The 24,985-nt window shown below is 73.6% G+C and carries 25 protein-coding genes and 1 pseudogene; 13 read left to right on the forward strand and 13 right to left on the reverse strand.

What is annotated here, in order from left to right:
* Both ABZ497_RS17855 and ABZ497_RS17860 read right to left on the reverse strand, forming a co-directional pair.
* Positions 1–461 (reverse strand): annotated as a pseudogene (locus ABZ497_RS17855) (transposase); the annotation flags it as partial.
* 81 nt (positions 462–542) lie between these two features.
* The gene (locus ABZ497_RS17860) at positions 543–1,406 is read right to left on the reverse strand and encodes an EamA family transporter (protein WP_359806163.1); all 864 of its coding nucleotides are present in this window, start codon (positions 1,404–1,406) and stop codon (positions 543–545) included.
* Positions 1,407–1,702: 296 nt separating this feature from the next.
* Between ABZ497_RS17860 and ABZ497_RS17865 the strand changes: the two genes are divergently transcribed.
* Entirely contained in the window at positions 1,703–2,638 is a 936-nt protein-coding gene (locus ABZ497_RS17865; protein WP_359806165.1) for a serine/threonine dehydratase, read from the forward strand.
* Positions 2,639–2,666: 28 nt separating this feature from the next.
* On the opposite strand, the gene ABZ497_RS17870 is transcribed toward ABZ497_RS17865, so the two are convergent.
* The 7 genes from ABZ497_RS17870 to ABZ497_RS17900 form a co-directional block, all read right to left on the reverse strand.
* Complete coding sequence (locus tag ABZ497_RS17870; RefSeq protein WP_359806167.1) at positions 2,667–3,977, reverse strand: DUF2254 domain-containing protein; 1,311 nt, start codon at positions 3,975–3,977, stop codon at positions 2,667–2,669.
* Between the two features lie 91 nt (positions 3,978–4,068).
* Positions 4,069–4,851, reverse strand: a complete 783-nt coding sequence (locus ABZ497_RS17875; protein WP_359806169.1) for an urease accessory protein UreD — start codon at positions 4,849–4,851, stop codon at positions 4,069–4,071.
* 23 nt (positions 4,852–4,874) lie between these two features.
* Positions 4,875–5,567, reverse strand: coding sequence for an urease accessory protein UreG (gene ureG, locus ABZ497_RS17880; RefSeq protein WP_352294307.1), 693 nt, complete (start codon positions 5,565–5,567; stop codon positions 4,875–4,877).
* Positions 5,557–6,222, reverse strand: coding sequence for an urease accessory UreF family protein (locus ABZ497_RS17885; protein WP_359806172.1), 666 nt, complete (start codon positions 6,220–6,222; stop codon positions 5,557–5,559). Before ABZ497_RS17885 ends, ureG begins: the two co-directional genes overlap by 11 nt.
* On the reverse strand, positions 6,222–7,958 hold the full coding sequence (locus ABZ497_RS17890; RefSeq protein ID WP_359806175.1) for an urease subunit alpha: 1,737 nt from the start codon (positions 7,956–7,958) through the stop codon (positions 6,222–6,224). The genes ABZ497_RS17885 and ABZ497_RS17890 overlap by 1 nt, the downstream gene beginning before the upstream one ends.
* Positions 7,951–8,277: an urease subunit beta gene (locus ABZ497_RS17895; protein ID WP_329490984.1), complete on the reverse strand. Its 327-nt coding sequence runs from the start codon at positions 8,275–8,277 to the stop codon at positions 7,951–7,953. The genes ABZ497_RS17890 and ABZ497_RS17895 overlap by 8 nt, the downstream gene beginning before the upstream one ends.
* Complete coding sequence (locus tag ABZ497_RS17900; RefSeq protein WP_329490983.1) at positions 8,274–8,576, reverse strand: urease subunit gamma; 303 nt, start codon at positions 8,574–8,576, stop codon at positions 8,274–8,276. Before ABZ497_RS17900 ends, ABZ497_RS17895 begins: the two co-directional genes overlap by 4 nt.
* A 389-nt stretch (positions 8,577–8,965) precedes the next feature.
* On the opposite strand from ABZ497_RS17900, the gene ABZ497_RS17905 reads away from it, so the two are divergent.
* Positions 8,966–10,630 carry an APC family permease gene (locus ABZ497_RS17905; protein ID WP_352294313.1) on the forward strand — a complete coding sequence of 555 codons (1,665 nt, stop codon included), beginning with the start codon at positions 8,966–8,968 and terminating at the stop codon, positions 10,628–10,630.
* Between the two features lie 77 nt (positions 10,631–10,707).
* Here ABZ497_RS17905 and ABZ497_RS17910 read toward each other — a convergent pair whose 3' ends face one another.
* Positions 10,708–12,333 (reverse strand): FAD-dependent monooxygenase, encoded by a 1,626-nt coding sequence (locus tag ABZ497_RS17910; protein ID WP_359806179.1) that lies wholly within the window; start codon positions 12,331–12,333, stop codon positions 10,708–10,710.
* A gap of 306 nt (positions 12,334–12,639) precedes the next feature.
* Between ABZ497_RS17910 and ABZ497_RS17915 the strand changes: the two genes are divergently transcribed.
* From ABZ497_RS17915 to ABZ497_RS17945, 7 genes are read left to right on the forward strand one after another with little or no spacing between them, the layout of a single operon-like run.
* Entirely contained in the window at positions 12,640–13,806 is a 1,167-nt protein-coding gene (locus tag ABZ497_RS17915; protein ID WP_329490979.1) for a SchA/CurD-like domain-containing protein, read from the forward strand.
* Positions 13,807–13,852: 46 nt separating this feature from the next.
* Positions 13,853–14,287 carry a cupin domain-containing protein gene (locus tag ABZ497_RS17920; RefSeq protein ID WP_359806182.1) on the forward strand — a complete coding sequence of 145 codons (435 nt, stop codon included), beginning with the start codon at positions 13,853–13,855 and terminating at the stop codon, positions 14,285–14,287.
* Positions 14,284–15,540 (forward strand): beta-ketoacyl-[acyl-carrier-protein] synthase family protein, encoded by a 1,257-nt coding sequence (locus tag ABZ497_RS17925; protein ID WP_359806183.1) that lies wholly within the window; start codon positions 14,284–14,286, stop codon positions 15,538–15,540. Before ABZ497_RS17920 ends, ABZ497_RS17925 begins: the two co-directional genes overlap by 4 nt.
* Before the next feature lie 5 nt (positions 15,541–15,545).
* Positions 15,546–16,787 (forward strand): beta-ketoacyl synthase N-terminal-like domain-containing protein, encoded by a 1,242-nt coding sequence (locus tag ABZ497_RS17930; RefSeq protein WP_329490976.1) that lies wholly within the window; start codon positions 15,546–15,548, stop codon positions 16,785–16,787.
* 40 nt (positions 16,788–16,827) lie between these two features.
* The gene (locus ABZ497_RS17935; RefSeq protein WP_329490975.1) at positions 16,828–17,088 is read left to right on the forward strand and encodes an acyl carrier protein; all 261 of its coding nucleotides are present in this window, start codon (positions 16,828–16,830) and stop codon (positions 17,086–17,088) included.
* Position 17,089: 1 nt separating this feature from the next.
* Positions 17,090–17,545 (forward strand): SRPBCC family protein, encoded by a 456-nt coding sequence (locus ABZ497_RS17940; protein WP_329490974.1) that lies wholly within the window; start codon positions 17,090–17,092, stop codon positions 17,543–17,545.
* A 5-nt stretch (positions 17,546–17,550) separates the two neighbouring features.
* On the forward strand, positions 17,551–17,883 hold the full coding sequence (locus ABZ497_RS17945; protein ID WP_352297475.1) for a TcmI family type II polyketide cyclase: 333 nt from the start codon (positions 17,551–17,553) through the stop codon (positions 17,881–17,883).
* 77 nt (positions 17,884–17,960) lie between these two features.
* On the opposite strand, the gene ABZ497_RS17950 is transcribed toward ABZ497_RS17945, so the two are convergent.
* Positions 17,961–18,629: a DUF4360 domain-containing protein gene (locus ABZ497_RS17950; RefSeq protein WP_359806188.1), complete on the reverse strand. Its 669-nt coding sequence runs from the start codon at positions 18,627–18,629 to the stop codon at positions 17,961–17,963.
* 254 nt (positions 18,630–18,883) lie between these two features.
* Between ABZ497_RS17950 and ABZ497_RS17955 the strand changes: the two genes are divergently transcribed.
* The 4 genes from ABZ497_RS17955 (at position 18,884) to ABZ497_RS17970 (ending at position 22,159) form a co-directional block, all read left to right on the forward strand.
* Positions 18,884–20,164 carry a tyrosinase family protein gene (locus ABZ497_RS17955; RefSeq protein ID WP_359806190.1) on the forward strand — a complete coding sequence of 427 codons (1,281 nt, stop codon included), beginning with the start codon at positions 18,884–18,886 and terminating at the stop codon, positions 20,162–20,164.
* A gap of 1 nt (position 20,165) precedes the next feature.
* Entirely contained in the window at positions 20,166–20,669 is a 504-nt protein-coding gene (locus tag ABZ497_RS17960; RefSeq protein WP_359806192.1) for a hypothetical protein, read from the forward strand.
* A 225-nt stretch (positions 20,670–20,894) separates the two neighbouring features.
* The gene (locus ABZ497_RS17965) at positions 20,895–21,293 is read left to right on the forward strand and encodes a hypothetical protein (RefSeq protein WP_352297482.1); all 399 of its coding nucleotides are present in this window, start codon (positions 20,895–20,897) and stop codon (positions 21,291–21,293) included.
* A 188-nt stretch (positions 21,294–21,481) separates the two neighbouring features.
* Positions 21,482–22,159 (forward strand): class F sortase, encoded by a 678-nt coding sequence (locus ABZ497_RS17970; protein ID WP_329490968.1) that lies wholly within the window; start codon positions 21,482–21,484, stop codon positions 22,157–22,159.
* A 66-nt stretch (positions 22,160–22,225) separates the two neighbouring features.
* Here the strand turns inward: ABZ497_RS17970 and ABZ497_RS17975 are convergent, their stop codons facing one another.
* Positions 22,226–23,257: a methyltransferase gene (locus ABZ497_RS17975; RefSeq protein ID WP_329490967.1), complete on the reverse strand. Its 1,032-nt coding sequence runs from the start codon at positions 23,255–23,257 to the stop codon at positions 22,226–22,228.
* A 100-nt stretch (positions 23,258–23,357) separates the two neighbouring features.
* On the reverse strand, positions 23,358–24,440 hold the full coding sequence (locus tag ABZ497_RS17980) for a right-handed parallel beta-helix repeat-containing protein (protein WP_359806196.1): 1,083 nt from the start codon (positions 24,438–24,440) through the stop codon (positions 23,358–23,360).
* Positions 24,441–24,985 lie beyond the last annotated feature (545 nt).

Here is a 24,985-nt window from a genome sequence, read left to right on the forward strand (position 1 = left end):
GCGTCGCGATCGGACCCGTCTGCGCTCGTCTTGTCCGTTCTGTTCCTGCGACTCGCCCCCTTTTGTCGAGCCGCCTCCTGCTCGCGCGCGGCCTCCTCAAGGGCCTGCATGAGTTCCTCGTCCACGAGCATCCCGGCGGCGTCGTGGTGGGCGCGGACGGTCGTGGAGTCGACGCTGACCAGCGACAGGTCCGTTCTCCCCTCCCGGGCGGCCTCGGCGATCAGGCCTTCGAGCAGGGCGCTGAACACGCCGGCGTCCCGCCAGACCCGAAACCGGCCGAAGACCGTGGACCACGGGCCGAACTCGTCAGGCATCTCCCTCCACTGGGCACTGGAACGGAACCGCCAGATCACCCCCTCGAACTGGTCACGAAGCCGTTCGGGGTACGGCCCGAACCTGCCGATCGGCAGATAGGGCTCGATCAAACTCCACTGCTCGTCGGTGAGTTGCCTACGCGTCACAGCCAACATTCTTATCGGGTTCTGCCCTGGAGCAGGGGCAGAACCCGAAGATTGATCACAACATCACACAGGCCCTAGCGGTCAGCCGCTCTCGCGGGTGAGCAGCGCGATCGCGGCCAGCAGCAGAACGCAGCCCGCCAGCAGGGCCGGGGTCACCGGCTCGCCGAAGCAGACGGTGGCGAGCAGCGCGGCGGTCGCCGGCTCCAGCAGCACCAGCACGGCGGCCGTCGCCCCGGGGACGGCCGTCAGACCGGTGAAGTACCAGCGGTAGGCGAGCAGCGTGGGGACGGTCCCCAGGAAGAGCAGCGCGCCCGCCGTCAGCGCCGGACCGCCCGCGGTCGGCAGCACCCCGTCAGCCGCGGCCAGGGGCAGCAGGCAGAGCATGCCGGTGGCGAAGGCGCCGACGTCCGCCCGGGCCGAACCGCCGCCGCGGGCCCAGAGGGTGAGGCCGCTCTGCCCGGCACCCGCCAGGACGGCGAGCGCGACGCCGAGCGCCGGCCGCGGGCCGGCCGCCGGGGCGGCGACCAGCAGGACCAGCCCGCCCAGCGCGACCGCGATCGCGATCGCTGCCCGCGCGGTGAGCCGCTCACCGAGCAGCAGATGGGCGCCGAGACTGGTCAGGACGGGCCCCGCACCGATGGTGACCAGGGTGCCGAGGCCGAGACCGGCGTACTGCACCGAGCCGAAGTAGGCGCACTGGCTCACCGCCAGCCCGAGCCCGGTGAGCAGGGCCGCGCCGCGCGCACCGGCGCGCCCCCGGCGGGCGGGGAGGAGGGCCAGACAGCCGGCCGCGACGGCGAACCGCCAGAAGCAGACGGCCACCGGGCCGAGCCCGGTGGTCCGCAGCAGCAGCGCGGCGGCGGCGCCGCCCAGGCCCCAGGCGACGGCGGCGGCCGAGATGGACAGCAGGCCGTGCCGGAGCGGCACGGCGGAACGAGTGGTCATGCGTTGGTTCTCCACGATGGTGGGCCGGTGACGTCCGCGGTCGACGCGGGCGGCATCCAGCGGCCCGGTGGCGACGGCGCCGCCGGGCGGGGAATCGTGGAGCGCGCCCGCTAGCGGGCGGGCGGCGGAAGAATCACGGAACGCATGGCGGTCAGCCTACGCGGCCGCCCGGACCCGACCCCTGTGCGGCCCCCGCCGGGCGGTCGTGATCTTCTGCTGGTGGGCCGCCGCGACGTACCGTCGGCGGTGACGCGGTGGAAGTCGGCTTCCACCCCCGGACCGGGAGGAGCAGCAGCGTGGAGCACCTGACGTACGGCGAGGTCGAGGCGGCCGGGCGGCGGATCGCGGGGCGGGTCCGGCCGGTGGTGGTGGCACCCGGGGACGACGGCGGGCGGATCTGGCTGGCCCTGGAGTACCTCCAGCACACCGGCAGCTTCAAGGCCCGCGGGGCGCAGAACTTCCTGCTCGCGCACACCGAGGCGGGCACCCTCCCGGCCGCCGGGGTGACCATCGCCTCCGGCGGGAACGCGGGCCTGGCCTGCGCCTGGGCGGCCCGCGAACTCGGCGTGCGGGCCACCGTGTTCCTGCCGGAGACCGCGCCCGCGGTCAAGGTGGCCCGGCTGCGCTCCTACGGGGCCGAGGTGCGGCTGGCGGGCCGCGAGTACGCCGAGGCGCTGGCGGCCTGCGAGGAGTTCGCGGCGGACGGCGGCGCGCTCGCCTCGCACGCGTACGACCACCCGCTGATCGCGGCCGGGGCCGGGACGGTGCTGGACGAGATCGTGGCCCGGCTGCCCGGTCTGGACACGGTGGTGGTCTCGGTGGGCGGCGGCGGACTGTTCGCCGGGGTGGCCGCCGCGGCGCGGGAGCACGGCGTCCGGGTGGTGGCGGTGGAGCCGACGGGGAGCCGGGCCCTGGGCGCGGCCCTCGCGGCCGGCCACCCGGTGGACGTCCCGGTGGACTCGGTGGCCGCGGACTCCCTGGGGGCCCGCCGGGCCACCGCGCTGGCCGTGCACGCCGCCCGGCAGGACGGCGTCCGCACCGTACTGGTACCGGACGACGCCATCGTCCGGGCCCGGCAGGCGCTCTGGGACGAGCGGCGGATCGCCGTCGAGCACGCGGCGGCCACCGCGCTCGCCGCGGTGACGGAGCTGGACGACGTGGCCGGCGAGCGGATCGCGGTGCTGCTCTGTGGCGCCAACACCGACCCCTCCGACCTGGTGGCGGCCGGGTAGTCGGGCGGCGGCCCGGCCCCGGGGCTCCTCAGCCGATGCCCTGCCGGTCCGGCAGCAGGGCGAAGGCGCGGACCTCCGGATCGGGCAGCTGTTCGACCACGGCACGGTCCAACAGGCGCCGCTGCTCCAGGAGTTGCGAGCGCCGCCGGTCGGGGCTGATCAGCAGCAGGTCCTCCAGGGCGGCCGCCAGCCGGCGGGTCACCTGCGGGTGGCCCGCCCCGCAGAGCCGGATCTCGGTGAACGCGAGGTCGACCACGGACTGCCAGTCCGGCACCGGTTCGACCAGCCGGACGGCGCCGGCCCGGTCGCGGAAGCAGAGGTCCCCGAAGCTCTCGTGCACCAGCATCCCGAGCAGTTGGTGGATCCGGTCGATCGCCTGCACGGCGGTGGTCGGGTCGTTGACGGCGGGCGAGAGCGCGCGGATCGCGATGTCGACCAGCTGCCGGAACCCGAAGCTGAGGTCCTGGTGCATGGTGCGGTCGACGCCGACGTTGAGCGCCAGGGCGATCCCCCGCGGGCGCGGCGGCCGGTCGGCGGCCCCGGCCACCCGGACGATCGGGGTGCCGGGCGTGATGAAGTCGCCGATCCTGGGCACCAGATGGAGCACCACGTCGTGCTTGCGGGCGATCCGGACCAGGCGGCCGATGTTGACGTCGCGCAGCACCCCGGAGCGCCCCTCGTGGAGCAGGGTGGGCGCCCCCTCCGGGACGGCCGGCGGCTGCGGCTCGGGCGGCATCCGTCGGTACTGGAGGATCACCGCCACCGACTCGTTGGCGACCCGGTCGATGACGTGCGGCACCCGCAGCAGCCGCATGGTGGACTGCACGTAGAGCACGAACAGCGCCAGGCTGAGCAGTACCAGCAGGAGGGAGCCGAGGCCGGAGAAGACCGGCACCGAGGTGACCTTCGCCGGGTCGGTGGAGTCGTCGTAGCTGAGCTGGACGAGCAGGGCGAACAGGAAGGTGGCCAGGCAGACCGAGAAGGTGGCCTTGGTGAGCCGGCTGCGGACGTACAGCCGCAGGACGCGCGGGGAGAACTGGCTGGCGCCCATCTGGAGGGCGACCAGCGAGATCGAGAACACCACGCCGATGAACGTGAGCATCGCCGAACTCACCGTGGATACCACGCTCTTGGCCGCACCGGTGAACCGCATCAGCTCGTCCGCCGAGCCGGTCTCGGCGACGCTGGCGGTGACCACGGCCTCGTCCAGCCAGGCCGTCACCCCGGAGAGCAGTACCGCGGCGACGCAGGTGACCAGCGGGGCGAACCAGAACGACTCCCGCAGGTGCTCGCGCAGCGGGGAGAGCGGGCGGTAGCGGCCGGGCCGGCGATCGGTCATCGCCCCAGGCTAGGGCTTGTCCGACCATTCGCATCGGATCAGCGCCCGGCCGGCCGCGCGCGGGGCCACCCCGCGGCGGCGGCCCCGGCGCTCAGTCCCCGTCGAGCACCCGCCGGAGGGCGAGCGCGTCGGGGGCCGCGGCGATGAGCAGCCGGGCGTCCGGATCGGGCAGGGTGAGCAGAGCGGCGTCCCCGGCCTCGGGCCACCGCGGCGGCGCGGGCGGCGGGTGGCCGACGGTGAGCAGCTGGCCGGTGGCCCGGTGGCCGCCGAGGACGGCGGGACCGTCCCAACCGGGGGCGCCGGGGCCGAGGTCGGTCCGCTGGTCCAGCAGGAGCCGGCCGGCTCGGCGCACGGTCAGCCGGGAGGTGAGCCGGCCGGGGCCGGCGGCCCGGGCCCAGTCGTGGTGGCGGCCGAGGATCTGCTCCTCGCGGTAGCGCAGCCGGGCACCGGCGGCGAGGTTGATCCGGGTGTGCAGCAGGAGGTGGCTGCCGGCGGCGGCGACCACCGGCTCGGGGCACCAGTCGAGCCGGGCGCCCTCCCCCACCGTCAGTTCGACGTCGTAGTGGGCGGGGCCGGGGCCGGGCAGACTGATGGTGGCGGCCGCGCTGGTCACGGTGAGGGCCGCGCCGTCGGCCACCTCGACCGCGAGAGCCAGCCGGTCGCCGCCGAGCGGCGCGGCCATCGAGCCGACGATCACCACCCGGGCTCCGCCGTCGGCGTCCCGGGTGCGCCGTGGGGCGAGCGGTCCGGCGCCGGAGAGGACGGGCAGGGCGGTCGCGCCCCGCCCGTCGGGTTCGGCCCGGATCCGGGCCCGGGCCACCAGCGCGGCCCGGGGCGCGTCGGCCGGGACGGGACCGGCCGCGGCCGTCGTCACCGGAGCCGTCACCATGGGAGCCGTCACGGCCGGGTGCGCCAGTCGGCCAGCCGCTCCCGGACCCAGGCGGCGACCGGCGCCACGCCGTCGGGCGAGGTGAGCGCGGAGAACACGGTGGGCAGGGCGCCGCGCTGGGCGGCGGCGTCGCGGGCCATCACGTCGAGGTCGGCGCCGACCAGCGGGGCGAGGTCGGTCTTGTTGATCACCAGCAGGTCCGAGGTGGAGATCCCCGGGCCGCCCTTGCGCGGGATCTTGTCCCCGCCGGAGACGTCGATGACGAAGATCTGGTGGTCGACCAGGCCCCGGCTGAAGGTGGCGGTGAGGTTGTCGCCGCCGGACTCGACCAGGACGAGGTCGAGCGGCCCGACGGCCTCCTCCAGTTCCTCGACGGCCTCCAGGTTGGCGGAGATGTCGTCGCGGATGGCGGTGTGCGGGCAGCAGCCGGTCTCCACGGCGGTGATCCGCTCGGGCGGCAGGACGGCGTTGCGCAGCAGGAACTCCGCGTCCTCGGTGGTGTAGATGTCGTTGGTGACGACGGCCAGCGACAGCTCCTCGCGCAGCAGGCGGCAGAGCGCGGCGACGGTGGCGGTCTTGCCGGAGCCGACCGGCCCGCCGAGGCCGATCCGCAGGGCGCGCCGGCGGGTGCCGCCGGTGGCGGTGGAGGTGTAGGTGTGGCGGGCGGGGGCGTCGACGGGGTCGGCGTGGTCACGATGCAAAGAGGCGGACCTTCCAGGAGTGGTGCTGCTCGGCGTAGACGTCGAGCAGCGGCGCGGAGGCGGCGGGCAGCGCGTCCGGGTCCCCGCACAGGGCGGCGGTGACGGCGGCCTCGGCCACGGTGTCGAGTTCGGGGGCGAGCCGCGCCAGCGCGGCCGCGACCTCGTACGGGTCCAGGCCCAGCAGCCGCAGGCAGGCGGTGGCCGGGCCGTTGACGCTCTCGTGGGCGGCGGCGGTCGCGGCCTGGGCGGGGGTGAGGCCGGCGGCCAGCGCGGCGGTGCCGAGGACGACGCTCTGGTGCGCGCCGCGCGGGAACTCGGCGGCCAGCCGGTCGAGTCCGGAGTGCGGCCAGGCCGCGCGGGCGGCGCGGAGCAGTTGTCGGCCGAGCCGGCGGCTGGTGGCGCGCAGGGCGGGTGAGGCGGTGCGGGCCTCGGCGGCCGCGTCGAGCCGGCCGGCGTCCTGGCCGGCGGCGGCCGCCGCGGCCAGGGCGGCCGACACCAGACCGGTGGTGTGCAGCCGCCCGGTGAGGAAGGCCGTCATGCTCGCGGTGTCCCGCACCCGCCCGGACCGGACCGCCGCCTCGGCCCCGCCGGAGTGGGCGTGCCCCCCGGCGGGGAACCGGCCGTCGGCGAGCAGCAGGAGCGCGGCGATGCCCATCAGAAGAGGAAGTACCGCTGGGCGAGCGGCAGTTCGGCGGCCGGTTCGGGGGTGACGAGTTCCCCGTCGATGGTGACGGTGAAGGTGTCGGGTTCGACCCGGACGTCCGGCCGCGCGCTGTTGTTGACCATCCGCTCCTTGGTGACCCCCCGGGTGTTCCGGATCGCGCTGAACGCCTTGGCGACCCCCAGCTGTTCGGCCAGCCGCTCGGGCAGGCCGTCCTCGATCGCCGCCGCCGCGGTGAAGTTGAGCGAGTTGGCCGCCGCCGAGCGCCCGATGGCGCCGAACATCGGCCGGGGCAGCATCGGCTGGGGCGTCGGGATGGACGCGTTGGCGTCGCCCATCTGCGCCCAGGCGATCTGGCCGCCCTTGACCACGAGGTCCGGCTTGACCCCGAAGAAGGCGGGTGACCAGAGCACCAGGTCGGCGAGCTTGCCCGGTTCGACCGAGCCGATCTCGCCGTCCAGGCCCTGGGCGACGGCCGGGTTGATGGTGTACTTGGCGACGTAGCGCCGGGCCCGGTGGTTGTCGGCCCGGCCGTCGCCGGCGAGCGGGCCGCGCCGGGCCTTCATCACGTGGGCGGTCTGCCAGGTACGCAGGACCACCTCCCCGATCCGGCCCATGGCCTGGGAGTCGGAGCTGATGATGGAGATGGCGCCGAGGTCGTGCAGGATGTCCTCGGCGGCGATGGTCGACGGCCGGATCCGGGACTCGGCGAAGGCGAGGTCCTCCGGCACGTACGGGCTGAGGTGGTGACAGACCATCAGCATGTCGAGGTGCTCGGAGACGGTGTTGACGGTGTGCGGCCTGGTCGGGTTGGTGGAGCTGGGCAGCACGTTCGCGGCGCCGACCACGGTGATGATGTCCGGCGCGTGGCCGCCGCCCGCACCCTCGGTGTGGTAGGCGTGGACGCCCCGGCCGGCGATCGCCGCGAGGGTGTCGCCGACGAAGCCGGCCTCGTTCAGGGTGTCGGTGTGGATGGCCAGTTGGGCACCGGTCTCGTCGCATACCCGGAGGCAGGCGTCGATCGCGGCCGGCGTGGCGCCCCAGTCCTCGTGGATCTTGAACCCGAGCGCGCCGGCCCGCAGCTGGTCGTGCATCGAGGCCCGGTTGACGGTGTTGCCCTTGCCGAGCAGGCCGATGTTGACCGGCAGGCCGTCCAGTGCCGCGAAGACCCGGCCGAGGTGCCACGCCCCCGGGGTGATCGTGGTCGCCTTGCTGCCCTCGGCCGGTCCGGTGCCGCCGCCGACCAGGGTGGTGACCCCGGAGGCCAGCGCCTCGTCCACCAACTGCGGGCAGATGAAGTGCACATGGGCGTCCACGGCGCCGGCGGTGACGATCCGGCCGTTGCCGGAGATCACCTCGGTCTCCGGTCCGATCACCAGGTCCGGGTGGACACCGTCCATGGTCTCGGGGTTGCCGGCCTTGCCGAGGGCGGTGATCCGGCCGTCCCGGATGCCGATGTCGGCCTTGACGACGCCCCAGTGGTCGAGCACCACGGCGCCGGTGATGACGGTGTCCGGGGCGCCCTCGGCGCGGCTGGTCCGGGCCTGACCCATCGACTCCCGGATCACCTTGCCGCCACCGAAGACGGCCTCGTCGCCGCCGCGGCCGCGGTCCTCCTCGACCTCGATCAGCAGATTCGTGTCACCGAGCCGGATCCGGTCGCCGGTGGTCGGGCCGTACAGGTCGGCGTAGCGCTCGCGGGTCAGCCAGAGGGCGGGGCGGTCAGTCATCGAGCGCACCTCCGACCGCGCCGCGCAGGCCGAGGACCTCGCGCCGGCCGGCGATCGGGACGAGTTCGACCTCCACCGGGATGCCCGGTTCGAAGCGGACGGCGGTGCCGGCCGGGATGTTCAGCCGCAGGCCGCGCGCGGTGGACCGGTCGAAGTCCAGGCCGGGGTTGGCCTCCCCGAAGTGGTAGTGCGAGCCCACCTGGACGGGCCGGTCGGCGGCGTTGACGACGGTCAGCCGGGTGACCGGCAAACCGGGGTTGAGGCCGATCGCGCCCTCCCCGTGGAGGATCTGCCCCGGGAACGCCCGCTCGCCGCTCACTGGATCGGCCCGTGCACGGTGACCAGCTTGGTCCCGTCCGGGAAGGTCGCCTCGACCTGGACGTCCGGGATCATCTCCGCGATCCCCTCCATGACGTCGTCCCGGGTGAGCACCTTGCGGCCGGAGTCCATCAGCTCGGCGACGGTCCGGCCGTCCCGGGCGCCCTCCAGGACGTGCGAGGTGATCAGCGCGACCGTCTCGGGGTGGTTGAGCCGCAGCCCCCGCGCCCTGCGGGCGCGGGCCACCTCGGCGGCCACGTGGATGAGCAGGCGTTCCTGCTCGTGGGGGGTGAGTCTCATCTGCGCGCACCTCGGGAGGAGTTCGAGCGCACGGACACAACGCTGTGCCGCGGTGGTGGCGCATACCGTAGCGAACGAACGACCCCGGCCACAGGGCACCTCACCGATTCCGCCCGGTATCCCTATGCGGCCGCCACTATTTCTATAACCCTATTTGCCGTCCACATTGCCGGATCTTGTGCGGAACCTCAATTCCGGCTCAAATGCTGGACCTACCGGCGAGTCACGTAACACACACATGAACAGAGGACCCCCTACCAGCGGGAATGTCTGGGGAAGTAGGTAAACATTCAGTAATGAAATCTGTGCATAGGCCTATGAATACGCCTACTGTGTGGCAACTCTCCGCGCTCCGTCCGCCGGGTTCCCACACCACAGAGAGATTTCGCATGGCATCCCTCAACCAGCTGTCCCCGCCGAGCACCGGCACCTCTCCCGATTCCGGGACACCCACCCATCGGTCGCTCCGCCGCGAGGTCGGCCTGATCGGCCTGCTGTGGGCCTCGGTGGGTTCGATCATCGGCTCCGGCTGGCTGTTCGGCGCCAAGAACGCCGTCATGGTCGCCGGGCCGGCCGCGCTCGTCTCCTGGGGCATCGGCGCCGTCGCGATCGTCCTGCTCGCCCTGGTGCACGCCGAGCTGGGCGGGCTCTTCCCGGTCGCCGGCGGCACGGCCCGCTACCCGCACTACGCCTTCGGCGGTCTGGCGGGCATGTCCTTCGGCTGGTTCTCCTGGCTGCAGGCCGCGACCGTGGCACCGATCGAGGTCGAGGCCATGATCGGGTACGCGGGGCACTGGGAGTTCGCCAAGAGCTTCCTGAACGACAACGGCACCCTCACCACCAGCGGCTTCATCGTCGCCGTCCTGCTGATGGGCGTTTTCGTCGCGGTCAACTTCCTCGGTGTGCGGGTGCTGGCCCACACCAACTCGATCGCCACCTGGCTGAAGATCTTCGTCCCGCTGCTGACGATCTTCGTGCTCGCGCTGACCAACTTCCACGGTTCGAACTTCACCTCGCACGGCTTCGCCCCGTTCGGCATCAAGGGCGTGCTGGCCGCGATCAGCTCCAGCGGCATCATCTTCGCGCTGCTGGGCTTCGAGCAGGCGATCCAGATCTCCGGCGAGAGCCGCAACCCCAAGCGCGACATCCCCCGCGCGGTGCTCGGCTCGGTCGCCATCGGCACCCTGATCTACGTCCTGCTCCAGGTCGTCTTCATCGGCGCGCTGCCGCTCAGCTCCTTCGCCAACGGCTGGGACAAGCTCGACTTCCCCGGCATCGAGGGCCCGTTCGCCGGCCTCGCCACCCTGGTCGGCCTCGGCTGGCTGGCCTGGGTGCTCTACTTCGACGCCATCGTCTCCCCCGGCGGCACCGGCCTGATCTACACCACCTCCACCTCGCGCATCTCCTACGGCCTGAGCAAGAACGGCTACGCGCCGCAGAAGTTCGAGCAGTTGGACAGCCGGGGCGTGCCGTGGTTCGGCCTGATCCTCTCCTTCGTCACCGGCGTCGTCTGCTTCCTGCCCTTCCCGAGCTGGCAGGAGCTGGTCGGCTTCATCACCTCCGCCAGCGTGCTGATGTACGCCGGCGCCCCGCTGGCCTTCGGCGCGCTGCGCCGCCGCCTGCCCACCCGTGAGCGCTCGTACCGGCTGCCGCTCGGCGGCGTGATCTCGCCGCTGGCCTTCGTGGTCGCCAGCCTGATCATCTACTGGGCCGGCTGGCACACCCTGTCCCGCCTGGGCATCGCGATCGTCCTCGGCTACGTGCTGCTCGGCAGCTACGCCGCCTACGCGATCCGCAAGGGCCTGCCGAACGCCCCGCGCCTGGACTGGCGGGCCGCCCAGTGGCTACCGGTCTACCTGGTCGGCCTCGGCCTGATCTCCTGGCAGGGCGGCTTCGGCGAGGGCCGCGGCAACATCCCGATGTGGTGGGACATGGGCGTGGTCGCCGTCTTCGCCCTCGGCGTCTACTTCTGGGCGATCCGGGTCGCGCTGCCGGCCGAGGCCATCGAGCAGAACATCGAGGACATCGAGGTGGTCGACGCCGGCGGTCACTGACCCTTCGTCGGACACCACGGGGCGGGCCCGCCGGTACACACCGGCGGGCCCGCCCCGCGTTCGCCGCCCGCTCGCGGCTACAGCTTGAGCGCCGTACGCAGCGCCGCCTCCACCGCCGCCTCCGGGTCCGCCACCGCGTCCTCGCTCCGCCAGGCGACGAAGCCGTCCGGGCGGACCAGCACCGCGCCGCCCGGCCGGAGGCCGTGCAGCTCGGCGAAGTCCGCGCCGGGCTCGGGCGCCAGGTCGTCCTCCGCCCCGGTACCGATCCGGTAGGTGTCCAGCGGCACGGCCAGCCGGTCGGCCGCCCGGCGGGCGCCCTGGTGCCAGGCCGTGCCCTCGGGGCCGGTCAGCAGCACCATCGCCTGCTCGTACAGGTCGAGGGTGGAGAGCTTGACGCCCGCCCGCAGCAGCCACTGGTGCGGCGCCCGGCTGCCGGGTTCGCCGCCGGACTCGAACGCCTCCGGCACCACCGGCCCGGCCGGGTCCGCCCCGGCGACCGCGCCCACCGGGTAGCGGTAGCCGAGTGCCACCGCCAGCACCCCGGCCTGCCGCCCGACCCCGGGCACCACCGCGTACCCGGGGTGGCTGTGCTCGGCGGACCGCGCCGAGGCCCGCTCGCTGGTCACCTCCGCCACCGGCCGGCGCTCCTGCCCGTACGTCTCCAGCAGCCCCGGTCCGGCCCAGCCGCAGAGCACCGCGGCCAGCTTCCAGGCCAGGTTGTGGGAGTCCTGGATGCCGGTGTTCGAGCCGAACGCGCCGGTCGGCGACATCTCGTGCGCGGAGTCCCCGGCCAGGAAGACCCGCCCGGCGGAGTACCGCGTCGCCACCCGCTCGGCCGCGTGCCAGGGAGCCTTGCCGGTGACCTCCACCTCAAGGTCCGGCACCCCGACGGCGGCCCGGATGTGCCGGACGCACCGCTCGTCGGTGAACGCCTCCAGCGGCTCGCCGTGCTCCGGGTGCCACGGCGCGTGGAAGACCCACTCCTCGTGGTTGTCCACCGGCAGCAGCGCGCCGTCGGCGTCCGGGTTGGTCAGGTAGCAGGCGATGAAGTGCCGGTCGCCCACCACCTCGGCCAGCCGCTTGGCCCGGAAGGTGATGCTGACGTTGTGGAACAGCTCGCCCTTGCCGCTCTGGCCGATGCCCAGCGCCTCCCGGGCCGGGCTGCGCGGGCCGTCCGCCGCGATCAGGTACTGGGCCCGGACGGTGCGCTCCTCGCCGGTCTCCCGGCTGCGCAGCAGCGCCGTCACCCCCTCGTCGTCCTGTTCGAAGGAGACCAGCTCGGTGCCGAAGCGCAGCTCGCCGCCGAGCTCGCGGGCGGCCTTCAGCAGGACCGGCTCCAGGTCGTTCTGGCTGCACAGGCACCAGGAGCTGGGGCTGAACCGGGCCAGCCGGCCGCCCGGGTCGATCTCCCGGAACAGCCACTCCTGCTCCTCGCCGGTCAGCGAGGGGGCCTGCAGGATGCCGTGGTTCGCGGCGAGCACCGAGGCGGCCTCGCGGATCGCCGTCTCGATCCCCGCCCCCCGGTAGAGCTCCATCGTGCGGACGTTGTTGCCTCGGCCACGCGGGTGACGCGAGGTGTCGGCGTGCTTCTCGACCAGCAGGTGTCTGACACCCAGTCGGCCCAGGAAGAGTGAGGCCGACAGCCCGACCAGCGAGCCGCCGACGATCAGGACCGGCACCCGGTCGTCAATCTTCGGATTCATCAATTGCTCCAGCCTGTACGGGGGTTCGCGACCCGGCTACGGGGCTCGGCGTCGCCCTCGGCGGGGCCCGCGCGCACGTCGGCCCCGCTCTTCCATCCCCCGCCGCGGGTCCCTTCTGCCGCCTCGTCGCCCGGATGGCCCGCATATCTCGCGCCACTCGTGGGGTCCGCGCACGATCGACCTCAGGCCTGGCCCCCACCCGCCCGGGCCGACCGCCACCGCACCGCCCTCCCCCCGCCGGGGCCCGTCCGGACGGAAGCCGCCCGGCGCACGGCGCGGGCAGCGCCCGAAGCAAGAAAGTGGATCATGACGACTCTGTCCGAACCGCAGGCCGAGCAGCACTCCGAGCAGCACACCCGACTGCGCGTGATGCTGATGCTGGAGATCAAGGACGGCGCCCAGCAGCGCTTCCTCGACGTGTACGAGAAGCTGCGCCACCAGGTGGCCTCGGTCCCCGGCCACGTCAGCGACCAGCTCTGCCAGTCGATCAACGACCCGCGGCAGTGGCTCATCACCAGCGAGTGGAAGGACCAGGAGACCTTCCTGGAGTGGGTGGACAGCCCCGCCCACCGCGAGATGGTCAAGCCGATGCACGGCTGCGTCAGCGACACCTTCCGCTCGCTGCGCTACTCCATCCTCCGGGAGACCTCCGCGGCCGGCGCCACCGGCACCCGCAAGCCGGTGGACGTGCCGCCCGGCCTGCCGCGCACCGCGCCGGCCGGGCACGTCGGCCCGCCGCAGGCCGCGCCCGGCCCGGACGGGGTGGTCCGGCACGCCCTGACCTTCACCGTCAAGCCCGGCAGCGAGCACGAGGTGGCCCGGATCCTCTCCGGCTACGCCTCCCCCAAGGCCGAGGTCGACGAGACCACCCAGCTGCGCCGCACCTCCCTCTTCATGCACGGCAACCGGGTGGTCCGGGCCGTCGAGGTGGTCGGCAACCTGGGCGACGCGCTGCGCCACGTGGCGATGCAGCCCGAGGTCCGCGCCGTCGAGGAGGCCATCAACCCGTACCTGGAGGAGGCCCGCCAGCTCGGCGACCCGCAGGCGGCACGCGCCTTCTTCGCCCGTGCGGCGCTGCCCGCCGAGCACCAGGCGATCGCCGGCTCCCCGGCCTCCGGCCGGCTGCACCGGCACGCCGTGCTCTACCCCGTCAAGCCGGGCAACGGCGCGGCCGTGGCCGCCCTGCTCGCCGAGCACGACAACCTGGCCACCGCCGACCCGACCGGCCCGCTCGCGGCCGCCACCGTCTTCCACCGGGAGGACGTCGTGGTCCGCCTGGTGGACCTGCGGGTCCCGGCCGAGGCCGAGCCGGCCGTCGCCCTGGGCGTGGCCGGCGAGCGCGAGGCCACCGTCCTCGGCCGGCTGCTGGACCTCGGCGCCGAGGGCGACCTGCGCACCGTCGCCGGCCTGAGCGCCCTCCTCGCCGCCCGCGCCATGAGCCCGGTCACCGACCGCAGCTCGCAGCTCACCTGACCGACCATCGGCCCTGCGCCGGCTCCGACTCCCGAAGGAAGAAACCATGTCCACGCAGTACCCACGGATCGTGCACGTCGACGAGGCGCCGGAGAACCGCCGGCGCGGCGGCGACCTGCGCGCCATGCTCACCCCGACCACCTGCGGCGCCACCAGCGGCTTCATGGGCCTGGCCCTCGTGCAGCCCGGCGAGCGGATCGGCGAGCACTACCACCCGTACTCCGAGGAGTTCGTCTTCGTGGTCGCCGGCGAACTGGAGGTGGACCTGGACGGGGTGACCCACTCGCTCCGGCCCGACCAGGGCCTGATGATCCCGATCGACATGCGCCACCGCTTCCGCAACGTCGGCGACACCGAGGCCCGGATGGTCTTCCACCTCGGCCCGCTCGCCCCCCGCCCGGAGCTCGGCCACGTCGACACCGAGGAGACCGAGGGAGCGGTGACCTCCGGTCCGCCGGAACACGCCAAGGTGGCTTCGTGACCCGGCGGGTCGCCGTCACGGGGATCGGTGTGGTCGCGCCCGGCGGCGTGGGCGTACCGGCCTTCTGGCAACTGCTCACCTCCGGCCGGACGGCGACCAGGGGCATCACGCTCTTCGATCCCACCGGATTCCGCTCCCGGATCGCCGCCGAGTGCGACTTCGACCCGGCGGCGCACGGGTTGAGCCCGGAGGACGTCGAACGGGCCGACCGCTACGTGCAGTTCGCCATGGTCGCGGCGGACGAGGCGATCGCCGACTCGGGCCTGGACCTGGCCGCGGAGGACCCGTGGCGGATCGGCGTCTCGCTCGGCACCGCCGTCGGCGGCACCACCCGGCTGGAGCACGACTACGCCCTGGTCAGCGCCGGCGGCGCGCGCTGGGACGTGGACCACCGACGAGCCGAGCCGCAGCTGCACCGCGCCTTCGCACCCAGCACGCTGGCCTCCGCGGTCGCCGAGCGCACCGGTGCGCACGGCCCGGTGCAGACCGTCTCCACCGGGTGCACCTCCGGACTGGACGCGATCGGCTACGCCTTCCAGGCGGTCGAGGAGGGGCGCGCCGACATCTGCGTCACCGGCGCCTCCGACTCGCCGATCTCACCGATCACCGTCGCCTGCTTCGACGCCATCAAGGCCACCAGCGAACGCAACGACGACCCGGAGCACGCCTCCCGCCCCTTCGACGCCCACCGCGACGGCTTCGTGCTCGGCGAGGGCGGCGCCGTCCTGGTGCTGGAGGAGCTGGAGCACGCCCGGCGGCGCGGGGCCCGGATCTACGGCGAGATCGGCGGCTTCGCGACCTTCGGCAACGCGTACCACATGACCGGCCTCACCCAGGAGGGGCTGGAGATGTCCCGGGCGATCGACGAGTCGCTCGCCCACGCCCGGGTGGACCGCACCGACGTCGACTACGTCAACGCGCACGGCTCGGGCACCAAACAGAACGACCGGCACGAGACGGCGGCCGTCAAGCGCTCGCTCGGTGAGCACGCGTACCGGACGCCGATGAGCTCGATCAAGTCGATGGTCGGGCACTCGCTCGGCGCGATCGGCGCGATCGAGGTGGTCGCCTGCACCCTCGCACTGGCCCACGGCGTGGTACCGCCGACCGCCAACTACGAGACTCCGGACCCGGAGTGCGACCTCGACTACGTGCCGCGCACCGCGCGCGAGCTGCCCCTCCGACACATCCTGTCGGTCGGCAGCGGATTCGGCGGATTCCAGTCCGCCGTCGTGCTCAACAGAACGGGGTGAGATCCATGACGTCACGTCAGCAGGGCCGCCGGGCGGTGGTCACCGGCCTCGGCGTGGTCGCGCCGAACGGTGTGGGGGCCGACGCCTTCTGGAAGGCCACCAGGCAGGGCGTGAGCGTCCTCGACCGGATATCCCGCGAGGGCTGCGCGGACTTTCCGCTGCGCGTCGCCGGCCAGGTACGGGACTTCGACCCGCAGTCCGTGATCGACAGCCGCTACCTGGTGCAGACCGACCGCTTCACGCACTACGCGATGGCCGCCGCCGACCTGGCGGTGGCGGACGCCGGGTTCGTTCCCGACCCCGACCAGCCGTTCGGGGTGGGCGTGGTGACCGCGGCCGGCTCCGGCGGCGGCGAGTTCGGCCAGCGCGAACTGCAGCAACTCTGGGGCCAGGGACCACAGTTCGTCGGCCCCTACCAGTCCATCGCGTGGTTCTACGCGGCCAGCACCGGCCAGGTCTCGATCCGGGGCGGCTACAAGGGCCCGTGCGGGGTGGTCGCCAGCGACGAGGCCGGCGGCCTGGACGCCCTCGCGCACGCCGCCCGGGCCATCGAGCGCGGCACCGACGCGGTGGTGGCCGGCGCGGCCGAGGCCCCGCTGGCGCCGTACTCGATGGTCTGCCAGCTCGGCTACCCCGAGCTCAGCCTCGACGACCGGCCGGACCGGGCCTACCTGCCGTTCTCCGCCGCCGCCAACGGCTTCGCCCCCGCCGAGGGCGGCGCGATGCTGCTGCTGGAGGACGAGGAGACGGCCCGCCGGCGCGGCGCGACCGTCCGGGCGTACCTGGCCGGGCACGGCGCCACGTTCACCGGCGCCTCCCGCTGGGAGGAGTCCCGCGAGGGGCTGGCCAACGCCGTCCGGATCGCGCTCGACCAGGCCCGGATCGCCCCGGAGGAGGTCGACGTGGTCTTCGCCGACGCCCTCGGCGTCCCGGCCGCCGACCGCGCCGAGGCGCTGGCCCTGGCCGACGCCCTGGGCCCGTACGCCGAGCGGGTACCGGTGACCGCCCCGAAGGCGGGCACCGGCCGGGCGTACTGCGGCGCGCCCCTGCTGGACACCGCCGCCGCGGTGCTCGCCATGGAGGACGGCGTGGTGCCGCCCACCCCCAACGTCACCGAGGTCTGCCACGACCTCGCCCTGGTGACCGGCCGCGCCCGCCCGGCCGAGCTGCGCACCGCGCTGGTGCTCAGCCGCGGGCTGATGGGCTCCAACTCCGCGCTGGTGCTCCGGCGCGGGGACCGGGCCTGACCGAACCACTGCTCTGGCAACGAACTGAAGGGAACATCCCGTGAGCAACACCCTCAGCCATCCCGAACTGGCCGCGCTGATCCAGGCGCGGGCCGGCGTGGTGATCGACCCGCTCGACCTGGAGCGCCCGGGCGCCAGCTTCGACGACTTCGGCGTGGACTCCCTCGGTCTGCTCGGCGTGGTCGGCGAGCTGGAGAACCGACACGGCGTGAAGGTCACCAACGGAGCGGAGTCGGCGAAGACGCCGGCCGAGTTCCTCGACCTGGTGAACTCCTCGTTCGCCACGAAGGCCGGTGCCTGAGATGCCCGGACACACGGACAACGAGATCGTCATCGCCGCCCCGCTCGACCTGGTCTGGGAAGTCACCAACGACCTGGAGAACTGGCCGCAGCTGTTCAGCGAGTACGCCTCGGTCGAGGTGCTGCAGCGCGACGGCGACAGCGTGCGGTTCCGGCTGACCATGCACCCGGACGAGAACGGCCAGGTGTGGAGCTGGGTCTCCGAGCGCACCACCGACCGGGCCTCGCTCGCGGTGCGCGCCCGCCGGGTCGAGCCCGGGCCGTTCGAGTTCATGGACATCCGCTGGGAGTACGCGGAGGTCCCGGCCGGCACCAGGATGCGCTGGGTGCAGGACTTCGCGATGAAGCCCACCGCGCCGGTCGACGACGACGGCATGGTGAACCACATCAACCGCAACTCGCGGGTCCAGATGCAGCTGATCCGCGAGAAGGTCGAGAAGCAGGCGGGGGAGGTCTGAACCGGATGCACCGCGCACTGATCGTCGCCCGGATGAAGCCGGACGCCGCCGGCGGCATCGCCGAGGTGTTCGCCGAGTCCGACCGGGGCGAACTCCCGCACCTGATCGGCGTCACGGGGCGCAGCCTCTTCCAGTTCGGCGACGTCTACCTGCACCTGATCGAGGCGGACCGCCCGCCGGGCCCGGCCGTCGCCCGGGTCGTCGAGCACCCGGAGTTCCGGGACGTCAGCGACCGGCTCACCGCCTACGTCCAGGCTTACGACCCGGCCACCTGGCGGGGGCCCAAGGACGCCATGGCGCACGAGTTCTACCGGTGGGAGCGCGGCGGCGCGAGCTGACACCGCGTACCACCGGCCCGGCGGGCCGCCCCCGGCGCAGGTCGGGGAGCGGCCCGCCGGGCCGTGCGCGTCCGGCGTCAGGGGCACTGCCTCCAGGCGAGGTGGTAGACGGTGTTGATGCTGCCGTCGGTGGAGTCCATGGTCATGAAGCTGGTGGTCCTGGTCGGGTCCGAGGTGCCGGCGTTGACCCGGAGTTCGGTGTTGATGTTGAAGTTGCGCAGCTCCCCGCAGGGCGCCCAGACCAGCGCCGTCACGGCGACGCTGTCGGTCGCCTGCCAGCTGTCGTCGATGGCCCCGGTGAACTTGTGGCTGAGCGAGGTGGTCTGGGGCGAGCCCTGGAAGTAGTAGTTCGCCTTCTGCACGGCGGACGCCCCCGGCTCCAGGTGCGCGTAGCCCCGGTAGTCGGCGGCGGCGATCGCGTAGGTGAAGCCCTGCGGGACGTGGACGTTCAGGTTGAGCTGACAGTTCTTCCGGAAGTCGGTGGGCTTCGACCCGACGCCCACCTGCGCGATGTAGTCGCTGTAGGTGACGGTGAAGGCCGTGTTGTCCGGGGAGACGGCGATGGCGGCGGTACCCGCCGGGCAGCCGGACCCGTTGACGGTGGCCACGTCGATGACGATCTTGTCCGGCGGCGGCGTGCTCCAGCCGGTCGCGGCGGCCTCGCCGCCGACGCCGGTGAGCGAGGAGCCGAGCAGCGCTGCCACCGCCGCACCGCCGGCGGCCATCATGCGTACAGTCACGGGCATTTCCTTCCGTCGGCCCACCGGTCACGGGCCGCACCCCCACGTGCGTGCCATCCGGCAGGCTTGTCGGGTACATGTCACCACTGATGGCGGTGCCGCGGCCAGGGGCGCGGACCGGCGCATCGCCGAGCGCCGGGGCGGACGATCCGGCGCCGGGCGGTACGCCGGTCGGCTGGCGCGGAGCGCGCCGCACCGCACGGCTCACCAGGGCGATCACCCCGTGCGCATACGGTGTGCCGCACAACGGAGGTGACCCCATGACCACGAGCCGACGCGACATCAACTCCCTCAGCCCGGCCGAGCTGGACGACTACGTCCACGCCCTCGGGATCCTGCGCGCACGGTCCGCCGCGAACCCGGACGACGAGACCGGCTACGACTTCCAGGCCGCCCTGCACAACGACATGTTCGTGGGCCCGTGCGAGCACGGCAACGACCTGTTCCTGCCGTGGCACCGCTCGCACCTGTACCACTTCGAGAAGCTCCTGCGGGAGTCCGACCCCCCGCGCACGGCGAACGTCACGCTGCCCTACTGGGACTGGCTGCACCCGGAGACGACGGGGAAGTTCCCGGCCGCGTTCTCGCTGCCCGGGCTCGTCGAGGACCGCAACACCGTGGCCACGGCACTTCCGCCCGACACCCTGGACATCGTGACCACCGAGACCGACCAGGGCGAGTTCGGCGGCTTCCCGGCGGCCCACCCGGGAGGCGACTTCGGGCGACTGGAGTTCGGCCCGCACAACTTCATGCACGGCAACTACATCGGCGGCCTGATGGCGGACCCGTCCACCGCGTCGATGGACCCGATCTACTACGGCTTCCACGCCTTCATCGACCTGCTCTGGGCCGAGTGGCAGCGCCGCAACGGATCCCCCGCCCCCACCTCGCCCGACCACGACCTGCGCGGCTTCCTCTCCCAGGAGAAGCACAAGGTGGCGGACTTCGCCGACACCGTGGCGCTGGGCTACCGGTACGAACTCACCGACCGGCTCAAGGCCGACTTCGACGTGCCGACCCCGCAGCCGGTCGTCCGCCGGCTGCTGGCGGCGCAGCCGTTGAGCCTGGTGTCCGCGCCGAGCCTCACGGCCTCGCTGCGGGCCGACTCCCGGGCCGAGTTCAGCCTCGCCGCCCCGCCGGCCGAGGCGCGGAAGGTGATGGTCCGGCTCGACGACCTGAAGGTCCCGGTCGCCGGCAGCTACGTGCTGCGCGCCTACGTCCACCCCGCCGATGTCGCGTTCCGGGCCGACGACCCGGACTTCGCCGACCACTACGGCGTCGGCTACGTCACGATGTGGAAGTCGCACCGGACGGCCCCCGACGACCGCCCCGCAGGCGGCCGGCCGCACCCCCACCACCCGACCGAGTGCAACGCGCGCTTCGACGTCACGGCCGTCCTCGCGGCGGCCCCGGCCCCCGAGGACCTCGTGCTGACGCTCCAGTACCTCCCCTCCCCCGACCCCTACGGCCGGCCCCAGGAGGCTCCCGGCCTGCTCCAGGAGGTCGCCCTGAAGGACGTCCTGATGGAGGTGTACGGCTGAGATGCGTACTCCGGTCTTCGAACTCCACATCCAGCCCATGTTCCGGGCGACCGACCAGGAGCACATGACCTTCGCGGTCGACCTCTGGGACTTCGACTCCGTGGTCGCGAACGCGGACGACATCCTCTCCCGGATCGACGGCGCCGGGATGCCTCCGGACTCCGAGGGCGGCCCGTGGCCGCAGGAGTGGATCGCGCTCTTCCGCCGCTGGCACGAGAGCGGGCACAAGCGCCTCCAGCTCGGCACCGCGGCCTTCGCGTTCGGCCAGACGTCCTCCGCCACGACCGTCACCGCGACCGGCACCTTCCCGGCCGCCGGATTCACCGGCTGGCTCCAGCTGGAGAGCCAGACGGACAGCGCGAAGACGTACGTCCTCTACTACGAGGCCCCGGACGCGCCGGCGCCCGGTACGCCCGCCGCGTTCACCCTGAAGGAGCGCTACCGGGCCACCGACACCCGGTCCGTCTTCGTCCGCGACAGCGGGGGCGTGCAGCAGCTGCACTGAGCCGGGCCGCCGGTCGGGCCCGGATACCGAATCACCCGGATCACCGGGGCACTCGGGTGAACCCGCCCAGGAGTCCACTCGAAGGGCGCACCGCCACACCGGCCACCGCCGTCCTCCGGTGGCAACGGCCGCCGCGGTGGATGACGGTGGTTCAGGCGCACTCCGCGAGTCCCCTTGCCCGACGACGTGTCGGCAGTCGCGGCCCGCGCCGGAAGGACCCACCCCATGCGTTCTGCACGCACGCTGCTCGCCGGAGCGGCCGTCGCCGCCGCCCTGACCGTTGCCGCCCCCGCCGCGTACGCGGACGGCACCGCCGACAAGAACCTCACCTGGCAGGAGAAGCAGGACAAGGCTGCCACCCCCGACGGTCAGAAGACCTGGGACGACAAGCAGGACAAGGCCGCCCCGTCCGTGCCCTCCGCGCCGGCCGCGCCCTCCGCGCCCTCCGGCGAGGAGCACAAGGCCGAGGAGAAGACTCCGCACGGTGGCGTGCACACCGGTGGCGGCGGCCTCGCCCTGTCCGGTGGCGGCCTCGCCTCCGGCGCCGTCCTGCTGCTCGGCGGCCTGGGCGCCGGCGCCATCGCGCTGCGGCGCGGTCGCCGGACCAGCGGCGCCGCGATCTGACCGGGCTCTCTCCGTAGCCTGCCCGCCGTGGCCACCGTCCTCAGTGGTGGCCACGGCGGGGGCACGTGCGGCGGCGCCCCGGCCCCCTCTTCGGGGCGGGCGGCGCCGTTCCCGGCGGCCGCAGGCGCCGCCCGTGGACAGCGAACACCGCCCGGTGGTGACGACCGGCATGACCTAGGAGTGGAACGATGGCCGGTCCGGCCACTGGAACGTCCCGGTTGCTGCGCGTGGGTATGGGCGCCGCGGCCGCCGGTCTGCTGATGATCTACAACTCGGTGGACCTGGCGCCCGCGTCCGATCCCGGACCCGGCCAGGCCGCTCCCCCGGCCGCCACCGCGAGCGCGTCCCCGGGTGGCGCGGCCTCGCCCGCGGCCGCCGCCAAGCCGGCGGCCCCCGTGCTGAAGCGCTCCAAGCCGACCCGGCTGCGGATTCCGCAGATCGCCGTCGACGCGCCCTTCACCGAGCTGACGCTGAACCCGACCGGTGAGCTCAACGCACCGCCGCCGGAGGACAAGAACCTGGTCGGCTGGTACCGCGACGGCGTCTCGCCCGGTGAACGCGGCGCCGCCGTGGTGGCCGGACACGTCGACACCGCCAAGGGCGCCGCGGTCTTCCTGCTGCTCAGCCTGGTCGTCCCCGGCAACAAGGTCGAGGTGCAGCGGGCCGACGGCACGGTCGCCGTCTTCGTGGTGGACTCGGTGGAGACCTTCGCGAAGAACGCCTTCCCCGACCAGAAGGTGTACGGGAAGACCACCGACTCCCAGCTGCGGCTGATCACCTGCGGCGGCGTGTACGACAAGAAGCGCAAGGACTACCTGGACAACGTGGTGGTCTTCGCGCACCTGGAGTCCTCGCGCAAGGCGTGAGCCCGGACACCGAGCGACCGCCGGTCCCCACTGCGGGGCCGGCGGTCGCTCGGTGCGGTGCGGCGGTCAGCCGCGCACGGTGGCCTCGAAGGCGTGCAGGTACGGGTTGACCGGGCGGACGTCGGCCACGTCCAGTCCGGCCTCCTCCATCAGCCGCACCAGGCTCTCCTTGGAGTGCTTCGCGCCGCCGACGTTGAGCAGCAGCATCAGGTCCATCGCGGTGGTGAAGCGCATCGACGGGCTGTCGTCGACCAGGTTCTCGACCACGACGACGCGCGCGCCCGGACGGGCCGCCAGGACCACGTTGGCGAGGGTGCGACGGGTGCTCTCGTCGTCCCACTCCAGGATGTTCTTGATGATGTAGAGGTCGGCGTGGACCGGGATGTCGACCCGGCAGTCACCGGGGACCAGCCGGGCCCGGGCCGCGAAGGCGCCGCCGTCGCGGAGCCGGGGGTCGGCGCCGGCGACCACCTTGGGCAGGTCCAGCAGGGTGCCGTGCAGGGCCGGGTGCTTCTCCAGCAGGCTGGCCAGCACATGGCCCTGGCCACCGCCGATGTCGACCACCGAGTCGATCCCGGTGAGGTCGAGGTACTCGGCGAAGTCGACCGCGGACTGCCGGCTGGAGGTGGTCATCGCCTTGTCGAAGACCTTGGCCGAGTCCCCGCCCTCGCTGTGCAGGTAGTCGAAGAACTCCTTGCCGAACAGTTCGGGGAAGACGTTGCGGCCGGAGCGGACGGCCTCGTCCAGCTTCGGCCAGGCCTCCCACGTCCACGGCTCGGTGCACCAGAGGGAGATGTAGCGCAGGCTGTTCGGGGCGTCCTCGCGCAGCAGGCGGGACATCTCGGTGTGCTCGAAGCGGTCGTCGCCCGTCTCGTGGAAGATGCCGTAGCAGGTGAGGGCCCGCATCAGCCGGCGCAGCGGCTTGGGCTCGGTGTCGAGCGCGGCCGCGAGGTCGGTGACGGTGGTCGGGGTGTCGCCGAGCGCGTCGGCGACCCCGAGCCTGGCGGCCGCGCGGACGGCGGCGGCGCAGGCGGCGCCGAAGACGAGCTCCCGCAGGCGCATCGCGGCCTGCGGGGTGGTGGCGGGTGCGGTGGTCATGTGCCGTCTTTCTGCAGGTGGGAGGTGGGCTGGGTACGGCGGAGCCGGGGCTTCGCCGGGTGGCCGGGGTGCCCCGCGGCCGCGGGTGGGGGCCTGTGGCTCAGCAGTGGCCGGCCGGCTCGGAGACCGCGCACTGGTTGCGCGCGAAGGAGTTGGAGGTACCGGTGTCGCGGTCGGCGAGGTCGGCCGGACCGTTGCCGACCACGTGGTTGCCGGTGACCGTGTTCCGGGCGTTGGCCACGCCGACCACGCTGCGGAAGAGCACGATGCCGCCGGACATCGGCGAGGCGCCCACGTTGTCGGTGACCTCGTTGCCGGCCACCGTGGTGTCCTCGGCGCCGGTGAGCAGGATGCCGGTGCCCTGGATGGCGTCGAGGCGGGGGTTGGGCGGGCAGTAGCTGTTGTTGGCCACGACCCGGTTGTGGCTGACGCTCAGCGCCCCGGCCCGGGGGACCCCTTCGTCGCCGACGATGAAGACACCGCCGCAGTTGCCGTGGATCTCGTTCGCCTCGACGCTGAGGTCGCGCAGCCGGCGGACGGTGACGCCGATCCGGTTGTCGGTGAGCAGGTTGCCGCTGACCACGGTGCCGTCGGTGGTGAGGGCCCCGCCCTCGCTGTCCACCGCGTTGGCGAGGAAGACGCCGGACTGGCCGTTGCGGGTCGACTCGTTGCCGGTGATCACGGCACGGGTGGACTTCTCCTGGCTGATGCCCTGCTGGCCGTTGTCGTGGACGTAGGCGGCGCGGACGGTCATGCGGTCGGTGCCGGAGGCGTTGATGCCGTTCTTGCGGAAGCCGGTGACGGCGAGGGCCTCGATCGTCACGTCGGTGAGCGGGCCGGCGTCGGCCCCGACCACGCAGAGGCCGTGGCCGGCGGTGGCGCAGGCGTTGCCGTCGGCGGCGTCACCGGGGGCGACCACGCTGTCCGGGCCGGCGCCGCGCAGGGTGAGGCCCGGGGTGGTGATCCGGACGCTGCCCCGGTAGGTGCCGGGGAGCAGCTGGACGGTGTCGCCGGGGCCGGCCTCGTCGACGGCCTGCTGAATCGATTCGCCCGGCTGGACGAGGTGCACCGTCCCGGCGGCGTGCGCCGGAGGTGCGGCGCCGAGCGCGGTCAGGGCGGTGGTGAGTGCGGTCGTGGCGGCGGCGGTGGCCGCGGCGAGGTGGTGGACCCGTCGCGTGGGCATGAGTGGTGACCTGCTTTCTCGCGCGCTCGCGGGGACGCCGGCGCGGTGACACGGAGTGTGCGGGAGATGACGGCCGGTGGGTGTCGGCCGAATCGACGCTATGGGTGCGCGAGGGGGCCCGCCACCAGGGCTGGGCTGCGGGACTGACGGGGCGTCGGCCAGGTGGGCGGGCCGTCGGCGTGGCGCGGGGCGGCGGGGTGGGTCGGGGCGGGGCGGGGGGCGACGGATCGGGGCCGTGGGCGGGGAGACTCGGGGTGGGGCGGCGATGGGGCGGGGCGGCGGTGGGGCGGGGCGGGCACGGTGGCGGCAGCGGGAGCCGGGCAGCACGTCGGCGCGCCCGGTTGCGAGAGGTGAGGTGCGGTCGGGCACGTCGTCGGGCGGGTACGCCGGGGTGTGCGGTACGCCGGGGTGGCGTCCGGCCGGTCCGGGCCGGCCGGGCGAACCGCGCCGGCCGTAGCGGGGAGCGGGATCGGGGCCACCGGGGCGTACCGGGGCCTGTCGTGCGCCCGGCCGTGGCCGGTCGCCGGGGCGAGCCCGTCCGGACC

Source organism: Kitasatospora sp. NPDC005751 (assembly GCF_040630835.1).
Lineage (GTDB): Bacteria > Actinomycetota > Actinomycetes > Streptomycetales > Streptomycetaceae > Kitasatospora.